Below are 16,231 nucleotides of genomic sequence, written 5' to 3' on the forward strand. Positions count from 1 at the left end.
ACGATTACTCCTTTACCCAGTTGTTCGCAAAATCGCAGCTTCTACTTTCAGGGTCTACATGGATGTAGGTATCTTCAATATGCTCGTTCATCCACTCTTTAATGGCCTTGAACTGCTTTTCACGAAGCGCCAACTCCTGGATTTTCAGATAATCCTTTGCAAAATCGGCCTCGTGCTCGTCGTACCTATTGGATATTTTCATGATCTTGAATTTGGGTGGGCCACCTCTTTCATCATCTTCCCTTATGGGACGTGATATTTCACCATCTTTTAGGTCCCTAACTTGATTATATAGCTTGGGGTCCATTTTGGTCAATTCGAAACGGGAATCGAAATTGATAGGGTTACGCAACAGACCTCCATCAAATTTGGTCTCTTTTTCCTCAGAGAAATTCAATGCTGCTTCTGCAAAAGTGTATTTTCCTTCAAGAATGTGCTTGCGAATGGTATCCAGTTCGCTTACCGCTTTATCGATTGCACTCTGAGGCACATCGGGAATCATTAAAATATGGCGGATGTCGCGTTCCTGCCCTCTAACTTTTTCAACGAAAATGATATGGTAGCCAAAAATGGTCTCGAACGGTTCCGAAACCTCTCCCTCATTAAGACTGAAGGCAACGTCCTTAAACTCCTTTACAAATCCCGTTTCTTTGGTAATGCTGTAAAAACCTCCATTAGGTCTGGAGCCGGGGTCCTCGGAATGTAAAATGGCCTTTACCCTAAAGTTTCCATCATTTTCAAGAACGTCTTGTCTGATCTTGTTCAGTTCGTTGATCACCTTTTGCTTTTCCTCTTCCGGCGCCTCGGGTTGCTTTACGATCTGGGCAATTTCCAGTTCCGCTCCGAATACCGGTCTCTCATCCTCTGGAATCTTATAAAAGAACTGACGTACTTCCTCTGGTGTGATTTCTATCTCCTCAACAATTTTTCCCTGCATCTTTTCCGAGAGCATTCGCAACTTGTTGATCTCGAAAAGTTCCTCACGGAAACTCTCCATATCTGTTTTTTTGTAGTAACTGAGCATTTTTTCAACGCTCCCGATCTGCTGAGTCAATTGTTGTATCTGTCTATCACTTTGGGCATTTACCATATCATCGGATACCAACAAACTGTCCTGTACCGCTTGGTGTGCATACAATCTGTCCTCCATAAGTTTGCCCAATAGGCTACAACGTGTAATATCTTCCGTAGAGGCTCCTTGGTTTTGAAGGTCGATCAAGGTCTTGTCGATATCTGATTCCAAGATCACATAATCGCCCACTACCGCAGCAATCCCATCTAGTTTAACTTTATTAACGGAGCTCGTAGAGTCATTGACTCCCAATGCCTCGTCCGCCTCTTGTGCTTGTACCATTCCAAAAAATGCAAGGAATGCAATGGACAATCCTTTAATCTTCTTTCTCATAAACCTCAAATTCGTTCTTCTTAATAGCTTCATCTATGATCTCGGTTTCCAGTTTTCTAACGTAATTCAATCGTCTTCTGTTCAGGATCAATTGCCTAATATCCGGTTCCACGTAATCAAAAGGTGCTGTTTCATTGACTTCCAACACATTGGTCACCAAGCCCAAATATACCTCTAAGGAATCTTGTAACTCAAAAAATTGTGATTTTTTTAAGTGGTCCTGTTCATTTGCCCTTGTTAGGGGCGGTATTTCTTCTATCACCCTTGCGGCACTGACCCAAATGGAATCGTTGAAATGTATTTTTTTGAATTGCACCGCTATGGAATCCAAGTATCTTTTATCAGCATCGTCCCAGTTCCTTATCTTATCCTCAACGCCCGCCCTATCCAAGAACTGTTCGGACATACCCACAAACCTGAGCTGCACCAACTTTTCACGGAGTTTGAAATTTTCCTTCTCCCTTTCATAAAATTCCTCGAGCTGGCCCTTGGTCACTGAAGTGTCCTGGGATTGATTGACCAAAGCCTCGATATACGCCCTGGTGTATAAATCCGCTTTGTAATCGGAAACCAAACGATCGAACTCGGCCAATTTTTCTTCTGGAAGATTGATTTTTGATTTGGACAGCAATAATTGTTTGGACGCCCAATTATTGATATAATTTGTCACAAAAACCGCACTGTCCTTAGCTGTCATATCATCTTGGATCAATGCAGCTATGTCCTCTTTATAAAGATAGGCATCACCCACTCTGGCCACAGGTTCCTTCTCTTCTGCCTTATTGAACATCCCCTCACAAGAAGTACCAAGGGTCAATGCCATAGTGCATAAGATAAAAAACGTATTTTTTTGGAGCTTAAGCATTTCGCAAAAATAACAATTACAAAATGCCCTACAAGTAGGTTCTAATTTCATTAACAGAATTTTTTAGTCGGAGATAGATGTTTAGAAATTGCTACATTAGTACCAAACCAAACTAAAAATGAAGTACACTACCGAAATTGTTGTCGATGTTCCAAGGCATGAATTCATTCAAAAAATGGACGACCCCGAAAACATGAAACATTGGCAAAAAGGTCTTATCGGTTTTGAACAGCTGAGCAAAAATCCAGGACAAGAAGGTTCCAGAATGAGTCTAAGCTACGAAATGGGCAAAAGAAAAATGGATATGGTGGAGACCATTATCAAAAGAAACCTACCGGAAGAGCTCCACATGACCTATGATACCAAAGGTGTGCACAACATTCAAAAAAACTATTTCAAGGAGGAGGGCGACAAGACACGCTGGGTTTCTGAATCCGAGTTTCAATTCTCGGGCCTTGGAATGAAACTTATGGGCCTGTTAATGCCCGGAGCCTTTAAAAAACAATCGTTAAAATACATGGAAGACTTTAAGGCATTTGCCGAAAAAGGTGAATCCGTACTCAACTCATAACTTAATGGAAAGACTTTTGGACAGAAAAATCAAGATCATTTGGGATTTTAGAGGACCTGGTGCCGCACGTACTGCGGAGCATTACCTAAAACACCTTAAAGAATTCGTTGACGTTGAGGAACTAAAGTACGACCTGGGGGGAGTAGAACACCACAGTCCAGTACACAGTATAGCCTATTTGGTGGTGGCGGAGTTCGAACTTCAGGAAGTTCGCAGTTTGCTCAAACCCCATCGTGGCCAAGTGTACGATAAAGAATTATAAAAACAAATGGGACATTGCCGCTAAGAACTATCTCCTTTTTGGCAACATCCCATTTTGCGGACTAGAATCCGTAAAAATCAAGAAACCTCATCCAACCATTTCTGGCTGTATGTTCCATTTATCGTTGGCCAAGAGTACTTGGTCAAAATCGATACCCTCGATGGGTTTTAAAGTTTTACTGGCTGCATCCCATTCTATTTTTCTACCCAGTTTCCAAGATAGACCGGCCATGTGAGCAGAAATAGCTTCCTCGAACCCTTCTTTGATACCACAACTTACTTTTCCACCGTTTTTGATAACACTCAACCATTCCCGCATGTGCAAGAAGGTGGAATCTACCCGGACCCCATCAATATAGGTCCACATTAAACCTTTGTCGGCAAAATATTGCGATGTGGCCGAAGAAACTGCATCCGTTGCATTGGCAGCAGGATCATAATGGTAAATAGGTACATTGGGATTCATTTTTTCCGCTTCCAACATATCCGCATATCGGGTAGAAGCTCCATCTGGCCAAACGGTTAATCTATTTCCGAGTTCCATGGTGGCATCATGCCCCATGAGGATGGTCGGCCTACTGAACCCGTTCCCCAATGTGGCACTGTAGCAAAAGGTCATACCATTTTCTTTGCCCTTAACTTGACTGCTTCCGGTACTGAAATCAGGAAACTCCATGTTCACTTGAATCACATCGGGCACATTTCGTCCATCGTTATGTGTGTAAATTCCACCTGAAGACATTACAGATGCTGGAATCCCCATATTTAATACGCAGTTCAAGCGATCATAATCATGCGACAATAAATCCCCTGAAAGGCCGGAACCATAGGACCACCATTTACGCCATCTAAAAAAATGGTTCTTGTTGAATGGCACCTTTGGTGCAGAGCCCAAGAATTGGTCCCAATCAATGGTCTCCGGACTGGCTTTCTCATGGATATCATAGTTCCAAGCGCCGTTATCATCGTTCCTATTGGTATTGGTCTGGATCAATGAGACATGGCCCAGTGTTCCTTTGTCCACAATATCCCGGGCAGTACTGAAACTCAGTGTTTGCCTATGCTGGTGACCCACAGCGAATACTGCTTCGGATTTTTCGGCAGCGTCACGCAACGTATAGGTTTCCGCAACAGTGTGTGTCATGGGTTTTTCCACATACACGTGCACATTGTTGTTCAAGGCTTCAATGGACATAGGTGCATGCCAGTGGTCGGGTGTGGCAATCACGACCGCATCCACTTCCCCACTTTGGATCATATCCTTGTAGGTAAGATATCTTTTGATCTTGTTGTCATCGGTGGAGAATGAATTGATGAACTTTTCGGCACGGACATCGAAAACGTCACAGATACCTACCAATTTCACATTGAGGCGTTCTTGTTTTTCAAAATCCTCCAACCTTTTATTGTTTGGATCCTCCTCTGCGGCCAAGCGCATCTCTTCCTTCCACTCATCGGTGGCAAAACCAAGAGCACGGGTCAACTGTTCTCCGCGGATACCAAAACCAATCACCCCGATCCTTACAGGGTCTCCTCCAATTCCGGGAACCGCAGGTGGCAAGGACGGTTTTATATTAAGTTGCTCCAAGATTTCGGAGCGTTTTTTCCGTGAGCCAACGGATGTCGCCGCACCGGCCCACCATACAGCTCCAAGTATAGGCAAGCCGCCCAATCCTATTAATAGGTCTCTTCTAGTCCATTTCATTGTTCTTGAGTTTTAAGTTTGTTCTTTCTAAGATAGTCCAGGCCAAAATAAGATCCGGTAGGCATTTGATAGATAACGATACAGGCCACAAGCTCTATCAAATTTTTATTGATGAGCCAATAGTTTCCTTCCACGTTCATTTGGGTAAGTCCCGGAAACGGCGGGTGTGCCAAAAAATAAAGGGCTAAAAGACCGACCCCCACAATGGCTCCGATTCGCTCGAAAATTCCAAGGGCAAAGGTCACACCGACTACCATTAGGGCAATAATGTTCAGGGTATCCACCCATCCGATTGTGGCATCACCGATCAACATGGTGAAAAACCACTCAAAAGGTCCTTGGGCAGTGGCCAGATATCCGAAAGAAGTCCATTCGGGATTGTACATCTTCACCACACCCTCAAATAAAAAATGCCACCCTATAAAAATTCGAAGCAGGGTAACACTTGCTTTTAATTTATTTTGATTTTGGTTCATAGTTGTTATGGTTAATTGAATTTGTTCCTTGTTCTTGTAGGTTGTTAAAGAAGAATTGGTGCTAGTTTTTTATTTGAAGTACTAAAATTACCTAAGGGCAACTCGAAATACCATGACCAATATCAGTTTTTAAATATGCTGTTAAGTGGTGATGCCCTTTACTTTGCACCTCCATAAACTGACATTTTTTAGGTTTTCCATAATTAGGGATTGACCAATATGAATACCGAATTTTAAAAATATCGCTATGATCACAGCCTCATTTTTTGAAATTGGTTTTTATTACAAAATACTTTTCCCGACTGCATTTTTTTGATGAAGTTAACCGTACCAACCCATACTTGAAGAAGGCACGTGAACCAGATTGAATCGGATATCAACTATCTTAAAGAGCAGTTTCCCCAAGGAACAATTTCCACATACGAAAAAGGTCATGTGATTTGCAACATTCACACCAAGGTCAATACCTTCAGGTGGTTGCTCCAAGGTACATTTGACTATTTTACCACCACCAATGATCCTGAAGAGGAAGTATTGGTATGTCAAATTTCGGAGCCAATGAGCACTTTGGGCCTCAACGGCCTTAATGACCGAAAAAGGTACACCTACAAAATTGCAGTGGCATCCGAACAAGCAAGTTTTTTCGAGGTTCCCATAGAGCAAATGGTAGCGCATCTCCAACAAGACCGGACGAACCAAACGATAACCAAAATCAGCTGCTCACTTTATCATCAGCTCAGACAGGCATTATTAAAACAGACCGACCTTTTGCAAGCTGCACGCTACAGACCATTGGAAAAAGATCGTGAATTTTTTATGGGTCCCGATACGGAAAGGTCCGAGGTGGTCTCACTGATGCGTCGCTCTCCTTTTTTGGATTATTTCGATGACCAACAACTGTCGCAAATCGCATCCATAGCCGAGCGGAGGGAATATGAACCAGACGAAGTATTGTACATTCAGGACAGGCTCACCAATGGACTTTTTATACTCATACATGGTGAAGTGGCCATCAAGCGTCTGGAAGGAAACATTGAGATACGCCAACGGTCCATCAATAACCCGGGCTTTATTTTTGGTTGGTCCTGTGCCATGGGAGAAAAGGATATCTGTTCCGCGGTGACCACCCAAAAAAGCTCCATCTATTTTATCCATCAAAAGGATTTACTTCAATTGTTGGATAAATGCTCCGTTTTCGCCCATAATTTCTTTATGCGGCTGCTGTGGTTGATGGGCAACCAGATCAATGCTGCCTTTGTCCGGTATCTGGGGCTATTGGGAAAGCACAATCTTCAGGCCGTGTATCAATTGATCGAGAACAACAAATCGCGATTGGCCCTCTCCTCCCCTTTGCATCAGGTGGGGCATTTGCTATCCAATACCAACACCAAACAATTGGGCTACGATGCCCTGTCCAAACTTATCAGCAAAGGATCTCACTTGGAACGGCATATCGCTTCGTTGAGCTTGGAGCTTTTGCAGGAAGACATGCAGGAACTCAAGTTCATCAAAGGGCTTCAACAGATCTATGAGACCGTTGCGGAGAAGAAGAATGAACCAGGTATCGATATCAGAAAATCATGTGCCAAGGCCACCAAAGATGCTTTTGAACATGTCCAGCACCATATTGAAGGTTTGGAAAACCTTCCGGAGAAAAGTGGCTGTATCTTCATTTACAACCATCTTTTCAATCATGCTTTCTACACGCTCAACAACAAGTTCCAAATTACTTTGGATTCGCATTTTATAAGCGCAAAGATTTTGGACGACCACTACAACGACCCTGGAATTAGAACCGTGAGAATAGGTCGTGGTCAGGAATATGGCCATCAAAATTATTACAACAAACTGGGCTATATCAATGTATACACCAAGGAATCGGATACGGTGAACAAGCAAAGTAAAAAAGAGACCAGAAGCATTTTTTACCGCACTGCCTCGGAACATCTGTACGGGGGACATAATTTGGTCATCAGTCCCGAGGGAACCTCATATTCAACTGAGGAGTCCCCTGGTCCTTTCAAGATGGGCGTCTTTAAGCTGGCGATGTCCATGGACCCCGAACCTTATATTGTCCCTATTGTACTGGCAAATTTTGACAAGCGAATTTCCGATGGCCTTTTTTACTGTAAGATCCATCAACCTTTTAAACTAAGCGAAAAATTATCGGAATCCGATGGTGGCCTATATGATTTTGTAAAGGGATATCAGCACACCTATTCAGGATATGTGGAAGAGGCAAGAAAACGTGCCGAAGAATTGTACATGAAGCCGGCTCCTACCGTAATGGAAGAGCCCCCGGAAATATGGCGCAACGAAATAAAACGACTTAAAAGACGTGTCCGTGGCCTGGACAACCATAACGACCTGATCATTTTTTACGGAAGTTCATCGGTACGCCTATGGGTAGGGATGAAGAAAGACCTATATCCTTTCAATGTGCTCAATCTGGGATTTGGAGGTTCTACCTATGCCTGGTGCATTCATTATTTTGATGAAATCTTTAATGGGGCCCATCCCAGTAAAATTGTACTGTATGCGGGAGAGAATGACCTTGCACAGGGAAAATCGCCCCAAGAGGTCCTGAACGACTGCAATAAACTTGTTCAAATGATCCTTAAAAAATATCCCGAGGTGGAACTGGCATTTGTAAGCTTAAAACCTAGCTTGGAACGTGAAGAAATGATTCCGCTGATCATCGAAACCAATCTATTGCTGTCCAAGTATGTGATAGGGGAACTAAATTCGCAATACATCAATGTATTTGGACAAATGATCACTGCGGATAATCGTCCAAAACCAGAACTTTATATGTCCGATGGCCTACACCTCAACAAAAAGGGATATGCCATTTGGAGCGATGTCATCAAGACCGCTTTGTTATCAGTAGAGAATCCTATGGAAAAAGAATCATTGGATCTGACTTCCGATGTCTAAGCGGGCTCACCGAACAAATCGTAATCGGACGCATCAGTGATCTTAATGTTCACAAAGTCTCCGATCTTTACATAATGTTTTGTGGCATCAATCAGTACTTCATTATCCACATCGGGTGAATCGAACTCGGTTCGACCAACAAAATGGTTTCCTTCCTTTCTATCTATAATACAACGGAACGTATGTCCGATCTTTTCTTGATTGAGTTCCCAAGAAATCTGAGATTGGATCTCCATAATGATGTTCGCTCGCTCTTGCTTCACTTCTTCGGGAACATCATCCTCTAAGTTGTAGGCATGGGTGTTCTCTTCGTGACTATAGGTAAAACAGCCCAATCGTTCAAAACGAATCTCTTTGACCCACTGTTTCAATGTCTCAAAATCTTCTTCCGTTTCTCCGGGGTATCCCACGATCAAAGTGGTTCTAATGGCCATTTCTGGCACAGCCTCCCTAAAGTCTTTCAATAACTTCGTGGTTTTGGCCTGTGTCGTCCCGCGTCGCATACTTTTAAGTATGGAATCGGATATATGCTGAAGTGGTATGTCGATATAATTACAGATCTTCGGCTCGTTGCGCATCACCTCCAAAACATCCATGGGGAATCCTGTTGGGAAGGCATAGTGCAAACGGATCCATTCAATACCATCAACCTTGGACAGGGCTCGCAACAATACAGCCAAGTTTCTTTTTTTGTACAGATCAAGACCATAATAGGTAAGATCCTGTGCAATCAAAATGAGCTCCTTGACTCCGTTGGCCGCCAATTTTTCAGCTTCGGCAACCAAATCTTCAATCGGAGTGCTCTTATGCTTTCCTCGCATTAAGGGGATGGCACAGAAAGAACAAGGACGATCACATCCTTCTGCAATTTTAAGGTACGCATAGTTTTTTGGCGTGGTCGTTAAACGCTCACCGATCAGCTCGTGCTTATAATCGGCACCTAGGGCCTTCAACAAATTGGGAAGATCGCTGGTCCCGAAATATTCGTCCACATTGGGTATTTCCTTTTCCAAATCGGGCTTATAGCGTTCGCTCAAACAACCTGTCACAAACACCTTGTCCACATCGCCAGCTTCCTTTCGCTGTACATAGTCCAAAATGGTGTTGACGCTTTCTTCCTTTGCATTGGCAATAAACCCACAGGTGTTGATCACAACCACATTGCCTTCCTCTTCGTGAACCACCTCTTTGTTATTGGCACGCAGCTGTCCCATCAACACTTCCGAATCGTAGACGTTCTTGCTGCAACCCAAGGTCACCACATTAATTTTGTTCTTTTTAAGCGATTTTGTGCGCATAGTTCCTTTAAATGGAGTGCAAAAATACAATAACACAGGGCATTACATCGAATTGCTTGCATATTTTTAGTGTTTCAGCGTTAAACTATTGACCCTCATTGTAGTCAAAGGTCTAAACTCCAATAGCATGAAGCATCTTTTATTCTTGATCATCGGTTCAATATTGATCATTGGTTGTTCATCGGATGATGGAGCAAACAATCCTGAACCTAACCCAATTCCTGAAGAAAGCGAATTATATTTCCCAACCATTGGAAGCAATGAATGGGAGACCATTTCTCCATCAGAACTGTCTTGGAATACCAATGCCGAAGACGATTTACGCGTGTTTTTAGATGAAAAAGGCACCGATGGCTTTATGATACTCAAAGAGGGGAAAATTGTCGTGGAATGGTATTTTGGTGATTTTACGGCAAATGACAACCATTCTTGGAACTCGGCCGGCAAAACTTTGACCGCAATGACCGTGGGCATTGCACAGGCCGAAGGGTTTCTCTCGATTGAAAACTCATCACAAGACTATTTGGGGGAAGGGTGGTCCATGCTCACCCCGGAACAGGAGGCCGACATTACGGTACGACATCATTTGACCATGACCACTGGTCTGGATTATACGGTGGACGACCCTTTTTGTTATGATCAAGAATGTTTGCTCTATAAAAATGAACCGGGCACTTTTTGGTATTATCACAATGCGGCCTATACCATTTTGGACCAAATGGTCACCAATGCAACCGGAACTGATTTCCGACAGTATTCCTATCAAAAGATCAGGGACAGGATTGGAATGCAAGGGGCTTGGGTCAAGGTCGGATACAACAATCTCTTCTTTAGCAATACACGGAGCATGGCTCGTTTTGGCCTGCTTTGCTTGAATCAAGGCATCTGGGACGGCGAGGAAATCTTAACGGACAAATCCTATTTTACTGAAATGACCAATACCTCCCAGGACCTAAACCCCTCCTACGGGTATTTATGGTGGTTGAATGGCAAAAGTGGATTTAAAGCTCCCGGTTCGGAAGCCAATTTTCAAGGGGAGCTCATTCCCAATGCACCTAGTGACCTTATAGCCGGACTTGGTGCATTTGATCAAAAGTTATATCTGGTCCCCAGTAAAGATTTGGTCATTGTTCGCTTGGGTGACGATGCTGGTGAAGGCCAATTGGCGTCTTCTAGCTTCGACAATCAGCTTTGGGAAAAACTCAATGCCTTTATGAATCAATCTTTATAAAGTTCCGGGATTTTCCTGACATTGGTCAATTCCTCAAAAGCTTTACCGATACGCAGTAAATGTGCTTCGGAAAATGGTTTTCCGATAAAGGTCAGACTTCGTGGTTCACCATTGGTCCTGTATCCCATCGGAATTGTTAGGGCGGGATATTCGGCCACTGCTGCATAACCCGCATGATAATTGTTGATACTCAACACGGCATCGAGGTCTTGTTCCTCCATGATCTTAAAGAACGCACGACCCGATTCCTTTAAATCGGTTTTTATTCTTTCAAATTGTTCCGTACTGGTCGTATCGGCCAAGATACCATCTAAACGAGCTTGGCCATATGGTATCCTAACCAAGGAATCCTGTTGGTTAAAGGCTACGACATCTTCTACAGATTCCACTTTAACGGCATCTTTGTTTTTAACTTGTGACTTTAGATAGGCGGGCAAATCTTGCTCCATATCCAAATTCAACAGAGTTGTAAAACCTTCCAAAGGGATATCCTCAGGTTCAAATTCTACGATTTGAGCTCCAGCTTCCCTCAAAGCATCCACATTGGAAGCATAAATCGAATCACGTTCCATCAAGTTTTTCATCACTCCCAAACGAATTTCAGTAAGGGATTCCGGATTCATCCAAGCAGATAAAATGCCCGGTTCGGCACTGACCGATTTATAATCGGCTTCATCTTTTCCGAGCAAGGCATCCAGTAGGATGGCATTATCGGTCACATTCTTGGTCATCGGGCCAGGTGTATCCAAGGTACTGGAAATAGGAACTATTCCCGTTCGGCTCAACAGACCAATGGTAGGTTTTAGGCCCACCACCGAATTTTGACTTGATGGCGACAGGATGGATCCCGAGGTCTCTGTACCTATCGCGCCTACAGCGTAGTTCGCGGCAGTGGATGTTCCGCTACCTGCACTTGACCCCCCAGTATCGAACATCCTTCTGCCATAAGGGTTTAAGGTCTGTCCCCCTACGGCGCTTTGACCATTTGGACAAACCCCACAGATAAAATTGGCCCACTCACTTAAATTGACCTTGCCCAAAATAAGGGCACCTTTTTTCTTCAAACGCTCCACTATAAAAGCATCATCGGTTTGATTCTCTTTCAAAGCAATGGCGCCTGCCGTAGTGTTCATTTCCGAAGTTCCGATATTATCCTTCAATAAAATCGGCATTCCATAGATCGGGTGATGTATTTCCTTGGTTTCATCAAGCTGACGCGCCTCTTCCAGCACATTGGCATTCAATGCAATAACCGTGTTCAGTGTTGTATTATTGGGCAGTTCGTACTTATAAATACGGTGGAGATAAAACAGTACCAAATCTTCATACGTAAAAGTGCCGTGGTCAATATGGGATTGAATGGTCGGTATATCCTGCTCCAAAACCAAAGGTTTCATCCTTTCATATTGTGCTTCGGTAAATTGCGATACTTCATCATATAGCGGCAAAAACACTTCGTTTTTGTCCAGTACTTTACTTTGGATGAACTTATAGCGCATTCTGGGATTTTCATTGTCCTTGCTTTCGGCTACCTGGGCCGAATCATTATAGGCTTCCCAAATAACCTTTTCATCCTGGGATTCTATATTTTTTGGCTTACATGAAAAGAGGACCGATACCAGAAAGGAACACAATAAAAACCTGTACATGGGAAACTTTATATGTTAAAAAATGAATCTACGAACTCATGTTTATTGAACACTTGAAGATCTTCGATACCTTCTCCTACACCTATATATTTTACGGGTATCTTGAACTGGTCGGAAATACCGATGACCACCCCGCCTTTGGCCGTTCCATCCAACTTGGTAACCGCCAGACTGGTCACTTCGGTGGCCTTTGTAAATTGTTTGGCCTGTTCAAATGCATTCTGCCCTGTAGATCCGTCCAACACCAACAGTACATCGTGCGGTGCATCGGGCACCACTTTTTGCATAACACGCTTTACCTTGGATAGCTCGTTCATCAAGTTCACCTTATTGTGCAAACGACCCGCAGTATCCACCAAGACCACATCCGCCTTTTCTGCCACGGCCGAATTCAAAGTATCGAATGCGACCGAAGCGGGATCACTTCCCATTTTTTGTTTTACGATGGGAACATCCACGCGCTTCGCCCAGACTTCCAACTGATCTATTGCTGCGGCACGGAAAGTGTCCGCGGCCCCCAAGACTACTTTAAAGCCTTTGTTCTTGAATTGATGGGCCAGTTTCCCTATCGTGGTCGTTTTGCCCACTCCGTTAACACCAACGACCATGATTACATAGGGCTTTTTATCCTTTGGCACCGTAATTTCGCTATCCTCACCGGAATTTGTCTCGGAAAGTAAGCCTGAAATCTCTTCTCGAAGAATGGTATTGAGTTCGTCCGTGCCCATGTATTTGTCACGGGAAACACGTTCTTCGATGCGCTCGATTATTTTTAGCGTAGTATTTACGCCTACATCGGAAGTCACCAGTACCTCTTCCAGATTATCGAGTACTTCATCATCCACTTTGGATTTGCCGGCGACGGCTTTTCCAAGTTTTCCAAAGAAACTGGTCTTTGATTTTTCCAGACCCTTGTCCAAGGTCTCTTTTTTATCCTTTGAAAATATATTTTTGAATAGGCTCATCCTGTGATCTTTGAGAATGGTCAAAGATAGCAAAGTAAGGGGAGTTTTGTTCGGTCAATTTTCAGTAAAAACATGTTGGAACAGAAGGGATTGCACCTTTGTTCAATTACCTATACCTCAGTCATACAATGTTTTACCCATTAAACACTTCACTACACAACAAAATTTGCCGTAAAAGCCGTATTCCTGGTTACTTTTACCCAACATCCAACTACAACGATTGAGATGAACCTATCAACAAACAAACTATTTTTCATTCTATTGGTCTTCAACATTATATCCGTTGCGGCCCAAGAAACGTTTTCCGACAACTTTAGTTCCGTCTCTTATTCCAATAACAACGGTTCGCAGAACTGGTCCACCGATTGGTTGGAGTATAATGACAACAACAACCCTGCAAATGGTTATATAAGCATCAATGACAATGAGTTAAGGTTTCGATATATTTGGTCGGAGAATATAAGGCGATCTGCAGATTTAAGTCCTTATTACACAGCTTCATTATCTTTTGATTGGAGAACTAACAGTCTTGAATCCGGTGAAACACTGGCCATTCAAGTGTCGAGCGACGGCACGAATTTTACCACATTGGATACGTTTGCAGGAACACAGAGCGGAACGTTCAATCAAGATATATCCGCATATATTTCCAGTAATACAACTATTCGTTTTAGAAAAGGAGGAAATGATTGGTCAGGTAACGATGATCGTACTTATATTGACAATATTAACATATCAACAACATCGGTGCCTCAAACGGATACGGATGGGGATGGCATCATAGATGTGGTGGACTTGGATGACGACAACGACGGTATTACGGATGAGGAGGAATACTGCTCTTCAATCAATGCCTCCTTCCTGACTTCTTCCGATGTAGGAGAAAGATCTATTGTAATCAACCATAGCGATACAGGTTATTTGAGGCTCGATTTTTCTTCTATGGACAACTCCTTCCAACTGGATATCAATGGAACAACGGTCCATCCTTCCGTATTGGAATTCGAGAACGGTGCATTGGATGCAGGGGACGAATATTTTGTATTTCAATCGGACGGTAGCTTTATAAACCAGCCGTGGGTAGCCAACTCCAATGGTATACCCAGATTGCGCCTAATCGTGAACGAATTTGGCGAAATCAACCTATATGGAAGCAGAAATACCACTTCAACTTCTCTCGAACTTATGGAAGCCCAAGGGGGCACCCCGTTCAATACGATTGCATGGGTACCGGGCAACAACAATACCTTTACATTGACCAACCAACAAGGTCCGGGGCCAGAAGGTTTCACCGGGGAACTCTTCGCAAGTTCCATATGTGATACGGATAGTGACGGCATCAGTAATCATCTGGACCTGGATTCGGACAATGATGGACTTTATGATATTATGGAGTCAGGTGTACTCGATGAAATCGGAGTTGCCGATGCCAACAACGATGGCATTATTGATGGGGCCATTTCTAGCTCGGGCACCAATGGCCTGTTCAACTCTATAGAGGATAACGACACCGTCTACGCTATTTTCAGTTATACCATTTTGGATTCCGATAGCGATGGAAACTATGACGCTTATACCCTTGACGCTGATGGTGATGGATGTCGTGATGTCGTGGAGTCTGGATTTACGGACGACAACGATGATGGATATTTAGGGCCCGATCCCTTTATAGTGGACGCCAACGGATTGGTCACCACTGGTTCGGATGGTTATACCACACCATCGGACAATGATTCGAATGCGACCTATGATTTCAGGGAATTTGGATCGGTTCCAACCATAACATCCCAGCCTATAAATGTAACAACATGCCCTGGTTGCACTACCACTCTATCGGCCAGTGTTACGGCAGACCAATTGCAGTGGCAATATTACAATGGGAGTTCCTGGGAAAACCTGATAGATTCGGGACTATACTCGGGAACTGCCACGAACACGCTTACCATAACCAACCCCACACCCAACCAAAACAATTTTCAATTTCGTTTGATTACCAGTAATGATTCCTTTGTATGCGGGACGACCATATCGGATACGGCCAGCTTGATGATACGGGTAAACACCGTGGTCAGCAACCGAAGAATTACCTATCGGGTCAATAAGAATTGATTTCTGGGCATAAAAAAAGCCGCTAAAAGCGGCTCTAATATTTTTTAAGGGATGCTACCCTTCTTATTTACTGTTCAACCAGTCGTTTACCATTTCTGGAGCCATTACGGACTCTACAAAAGTGTAAGCACCTGTTTTTGGTGATTTAACCATTTTGATGGCCTTTGTCAACCTTTTTGAAGACGACTGAAGTGTTGCTACTGTTTTCTTTGCCATGGCTTATATTTTTTGCCCTTTACTTGGTAAAAAGCGTATTACTTAATTTCTTTATGAACGGTCATTCGCTTAAGGATAGGATTGTACTTTTTGATTTCCATCCTATCTGGCGTGTTCTTTTTGTTCTTGGTGGTAATATACCTAGAAGTACCTGGCATACCAGATTCTTTGTGTTCTGTACACTCTAAAATTACCTGAACCCTATTTCCTTTCTTTGCCATTGTATTGTACTTAAAATGCTTTTACAACTTACTTTTTGGAATTGATTTCCTTCAAGACAGCAGAGATTCCTTTTTTGTTGATGATTTTCAACCCACGGGCAGATACGTTCAAGGTTACCCAACGATCTTCCTCAGGAATATAAAATCTCTTCTTGGAGATATTTGAATCAAATCTCCTTTTTGTCTTATTGATAGAAAAGGAAACGTTGTTTCCAAACATCACCTTTTTTCCTGTTACTTCACAAACTTTAGACATCTCCCTAACTATTTGAGTGATTTTATTGAGGCTGCAAATTTATACCATTTTAATGGGACGTACAAA

15 protein-coding genes are annotated in these 16,231 nt (G+C 43.1%); 5 read left to right on the plus strand and 10 right to left on the minus strand.

The window, feature by feature from the left end; all coding sequences use genetic code 11:
* Nucleotides 1-4 precede the first annotated feature (4 nt).
* Both PY091_RS16700 and PY091_RS16705 read right to left on the minus strand, forming a co-directional pair.
* Nucleotides 5-1,405, minus strand: coding sequence for a peptidylprolyl isomerase (locus tag PY091_RS16700; RefSeq protein ID WP_275650654.1), 1,401 nt, complete (start codon nt 1,403-1,405; stop codon nt 5-7).
* Nucleotides 1,389-2,228 (minus strand): peptidyl-prolyl cis-trans isomerase, encoded by an 840-nt coding sequence (locus tag PY091_RS16705; protein WP_275650655.1) that lies wholly within the window; start codon nt 2,226-2,228, stop codon nt 1,389-1,391. Before PY091_RS16705 ends, PY091_RS16700 begins: the two co-directional genes overlap by 17 nt.
* Nucleotides 2,229-2,388: 160 nt before the next feature.
* Between PY091_RS16705 and PY091_RS16710 the strand changes: the two genes are divergently transcribed.
* Together PY091_RS16710 and PY091_RS16715 are read left to right on the plus strand one after the other, a co-directional pair.
* Nucleotides 2,389-2,841: an SRPBCC family protein gene (locus PY091_RS16710; RefSeq protein WP_275650656.1), complete on the plus strand. Its 453-nt coding sequence runs from the start codon at nt 2,389-2,391 to the stop codon at nt 2,839-2,841.
* Nucleotides 2,842-2,845: 4 nt separating this feature from the next.
* A complete protein-coding gene (locus PY091_RS16715) occupies nt 2,846-3,103 on the plus strand; it encodes a hypothetical protein (RefSeq protein WP_275650657.1) in 258 nt (85 codons plus the stop codon).
* 87 nt (nt 3,104-3,190) lie between these two features.
* Here the strand turns inward: PY091_RS16715 and PY091_RS16720 are convergent, their stop codons facing one another.
* Together PY091_RS16720 and PY091_RS16725 are read right to left on the minus strand one after the other, a co-directional pair.
* Nucleotides 3,191-4,807, minus strand: a complete 1,617-nt coding sequence (locus PY091_RS16720) for a Gfo/Idh/MocA family protein (RefSeq protein WP_275650658.1) — start codon at nt 4,805-4,807, stop codon at nt 3,191-3,193.
* Nucleotides 4,804-5,283, minus strand: a complete 480-nt coding sequence (locus PY091_RS16725; RefSeq protein ID WP_275650659.1) for a DoxX family protein — start codon at nt 5,281-5,283, stop codon at nt 4,804-4,806. Before PY091_RS16725 ends, PY091_RS16720 begins: the two co-directional genes overlap by 4 nt.
* Before the next feature lie 354 nt (nt 5,284-5,637).
* Between PY091_RS16725 and PY091_RS16730 the strand changes: the two genes are divergently transcribed.
* Nucleotides 5,638-8,220, plus strand: a complete 2,583-nt coding sequence (locus PY091_RS16730) for a cyclic nucleotide-binding domain-containing protein (RefSeq protein ID WP_275650660.1) — start codon at nt 5,638-5,640, stop codon at nt 8,218-8,220.
* On the opposite strand, the gene rimO is transcribed toward PY091_RS16730, so the two are convergent.
* Nucleotides 8,217-9,518, minus strand: coding sequence for a 30S ribosomal protein S12 methylthiotransferase RimO (rimO, locus tag PY091_RS16735; protein WP_275650661.1), 1,302 nt, complete (start codon nt 9,516-9,518; stop codon nt 8,217-8,219). The genes PY091_RS16730 and rimO overlap by 4 nt on opposite strands.
* A 127-nt stretch (nt 9,519-9,645) precedes the next feature.
* Between rimO and PY091_RS16740 the strand changes: the two genes are divergently transcribed.
* Nucleotides 9,646-10,749, plus strand: a complete 1,104-nt coding sequence (locus PY091_RS16740; RefSeq protein WP_275650662.1) for a serine hydrolase domain-containing protein — start codon at nt 9,646-9,648, stop codon at nt 10,747-10,749.
* On the opposite strand, the gene PY091_RS16745 is transcribed toward PY091_RS16740, so the two are convergent.
* Nucleotides 10,737-12,398, minus strand: coding sequence for an amidase family protein (locus PY091_RS16745; RefSeq protein WP_275650663.1), 1,662 nt, complete (start codon nt 12,396-12,398; stop codon nt 10,737-10,739). The two genes, PY091_RS16740 and PY091_RS16745, sit on opposite strands and share 13 nt — an antisense overlap.
* An 8-nt stretch (nt 12,399-12,406) precedes the next feature.
* The gene (gene ftsY / locus PY091_RS16750) at nt 12,407-13,363 is read right to left on the minus strand and encodes a signal recognition particle-docking protein FtsY (RefSeq protein WP_275650664.1); all 957 of its coding nucleotides are present in this window, start codon (nt 13,361-13,363) and stop codon (nt 12,407-12,409) included.
* A 225-nt stretch (nt 13,364-13,588) separates the two neighbouring features.
* Here ftsY and PY091_RS16755 point away from each other — a divergent pair, with 225 nt between their 5' ends.
* Complete coding sequence (locus tag PY091_RS16755) at nt 13,589-15,472, plus strand: immunoglobulin domain-containing protein (RefSeq protein ID WP_275650665.1); 1,884 nt, start codon at nt 13,589-13,591, stop codon at nt 15,470-15,472.
* Between the two features lie 63 nt (nt 15,473-15,535).
* Here PY091_RS16755 and PY091_RS16760 read toward each other — a convergent pair whose 3' ends face one another.
* The 3 genes from PY091_RS16760 to rpmB are packed head-to-tail and all read right to left on the minus strand — an operon-like array spanning nt 15,536 to nt 16,165.
* Nucleotides 15,536-15,688: a DUF4295 domain-containing protein gene (locus tag PY091_RS16760; protein WP_108245252.1), complete on the minus strand. Its 153-nt coding sequence runs from the start codon at nt 15,686-15,688 to the stop codon at nt 15,536-15,538.
* Between the two features lie 38 nt (nt 15,689-15,726).
* Nucleotides 15,727-15,909, minus strand: coding sequence for a 50S ribosomal protein L33 (gene rpmG / locus PY091_RS16765; protein ID WP_100817574.1), 183 nt, complete (start codon nt 15,907-15,909; stop codon nt 15,727-15,729).
* Between the two features lie 28 nt (nt 15,910-15,937).
* Nucleotides 15,938-16,165 (minus strand): 50S ribosomal protein L28, encoded by a 228-nt coding sequence (gene rpmB, locus PY091_RS16770; protein WP_108245253.1) that lies wholly within the window; start codon nt 16,163-16,165, stop codon nt 15,938-15,940.
* Nucleotides 16,166-16,231 lie beyond the last annotated feature (66 nt).

Origin of the sequence: Flagellimonas okinawensis (assembly GCF_029194005.1) — a bacterium.
Classification (GTDB): domain Bacteria; phylum Bacteroidota; class Bacteroidia; order Flavobacteriales; family Flavobacteriaceae; genus Flagellimonas; species Flagellimonas okinawensis.

Coding starts and splice junctions, on each gene's coding strand:
- PY091_RS16700 (WP_275650654.1), bottom strand. CDS start 1,405: ATGAGAAAGAAGATTAAAGGATTGTCCATTGCATTCCTTGCATTTTTT.
- PY091_RS16705 (WP_275650655.1), bottom strand. CDS start 2,228: ATGGCATTGACCCTTGGTACTTCTTGTGAGGGGATGTTCAATAAGGCA.
- PY091_RS16720 (WP_275650658.1), bottom strand. CDS start 4,807: ATGAAATGGACTAGAAGAGACCTATTAATAGGATTGGGCGGCTTGCCT.
- PY091_RS16760 (WP_108245252.1), bottom strand. CDS start 15,688: ATGGCAAAGAAAACAGTAGCAACACTTCAGTCGTCTTCAAAAAGGTTG.
- PY091_RS16725 (WP_275650659.1), bottom strand. CDS start 5,283: ATGAACCAAAATCAAAATAAATTAAAAGCAAGTGTTACCCTGCTTCGA.
- ftsY (WP_275650664.1), bottom strand. CDS start 13,363: ATGAGCCTATTCAAAAATATATTTTCAAAGGATAAAAAAGAGACCTTG.
- rpmG (WP_100817574.1), bottom strand. CDS start 15,909: ATGGCAAAGAAAGGAAATAGGGTTCAGGTAATTTTAGAGTGTACAGAA.
- PY091_RS16745 (WP_275650663.1), bottom strand. CDS start 12,398: ATGTACAGGTTTTTATTGTGTTCCTTTCTGGTATCGGTCCTCTTTTCA.
- PY091_RS16715 (WP_275650657.1), top strand. CDS start 2,846: ATGGAAAGACTTTTGGACAGAAAAATCAAGATCATTTGGGATTTTAGA.
- PY091_RS16710 (WP_275650656.1), top strand. CDS start 2,389: ATGAAGTACACTACCGAAATTGTTGTCGATGTTCCAAGGCATGAATTC.
- PY091_RS16755 (WP_275650665.1), top strand. CDS start 13,589: ATGAACCTATCAACAAACAAACTATTTTTCATTCTATTGGTCTTCAAC.
- rimO (WP_275650661.1), bottom strand. CDS start 9,518: ATGCGCACAAAATCGCTTAAAAAGAACAAAATTAATGTGGTGACCTTG.
- PY091_RS16740 (WP_275650662.1), top strand. CDS start 9,646: ATGAAGCATCTTTTATTCTTGATCATCGGTTCAATATTGATCATTGGT.
- rpmB (WP_108245253.1), bottom strand. CDS start 16,165: ATGTCTAAAGTTTGTGAAGTAACAGGAAAAAAGGTGATGTTTGGAAAC.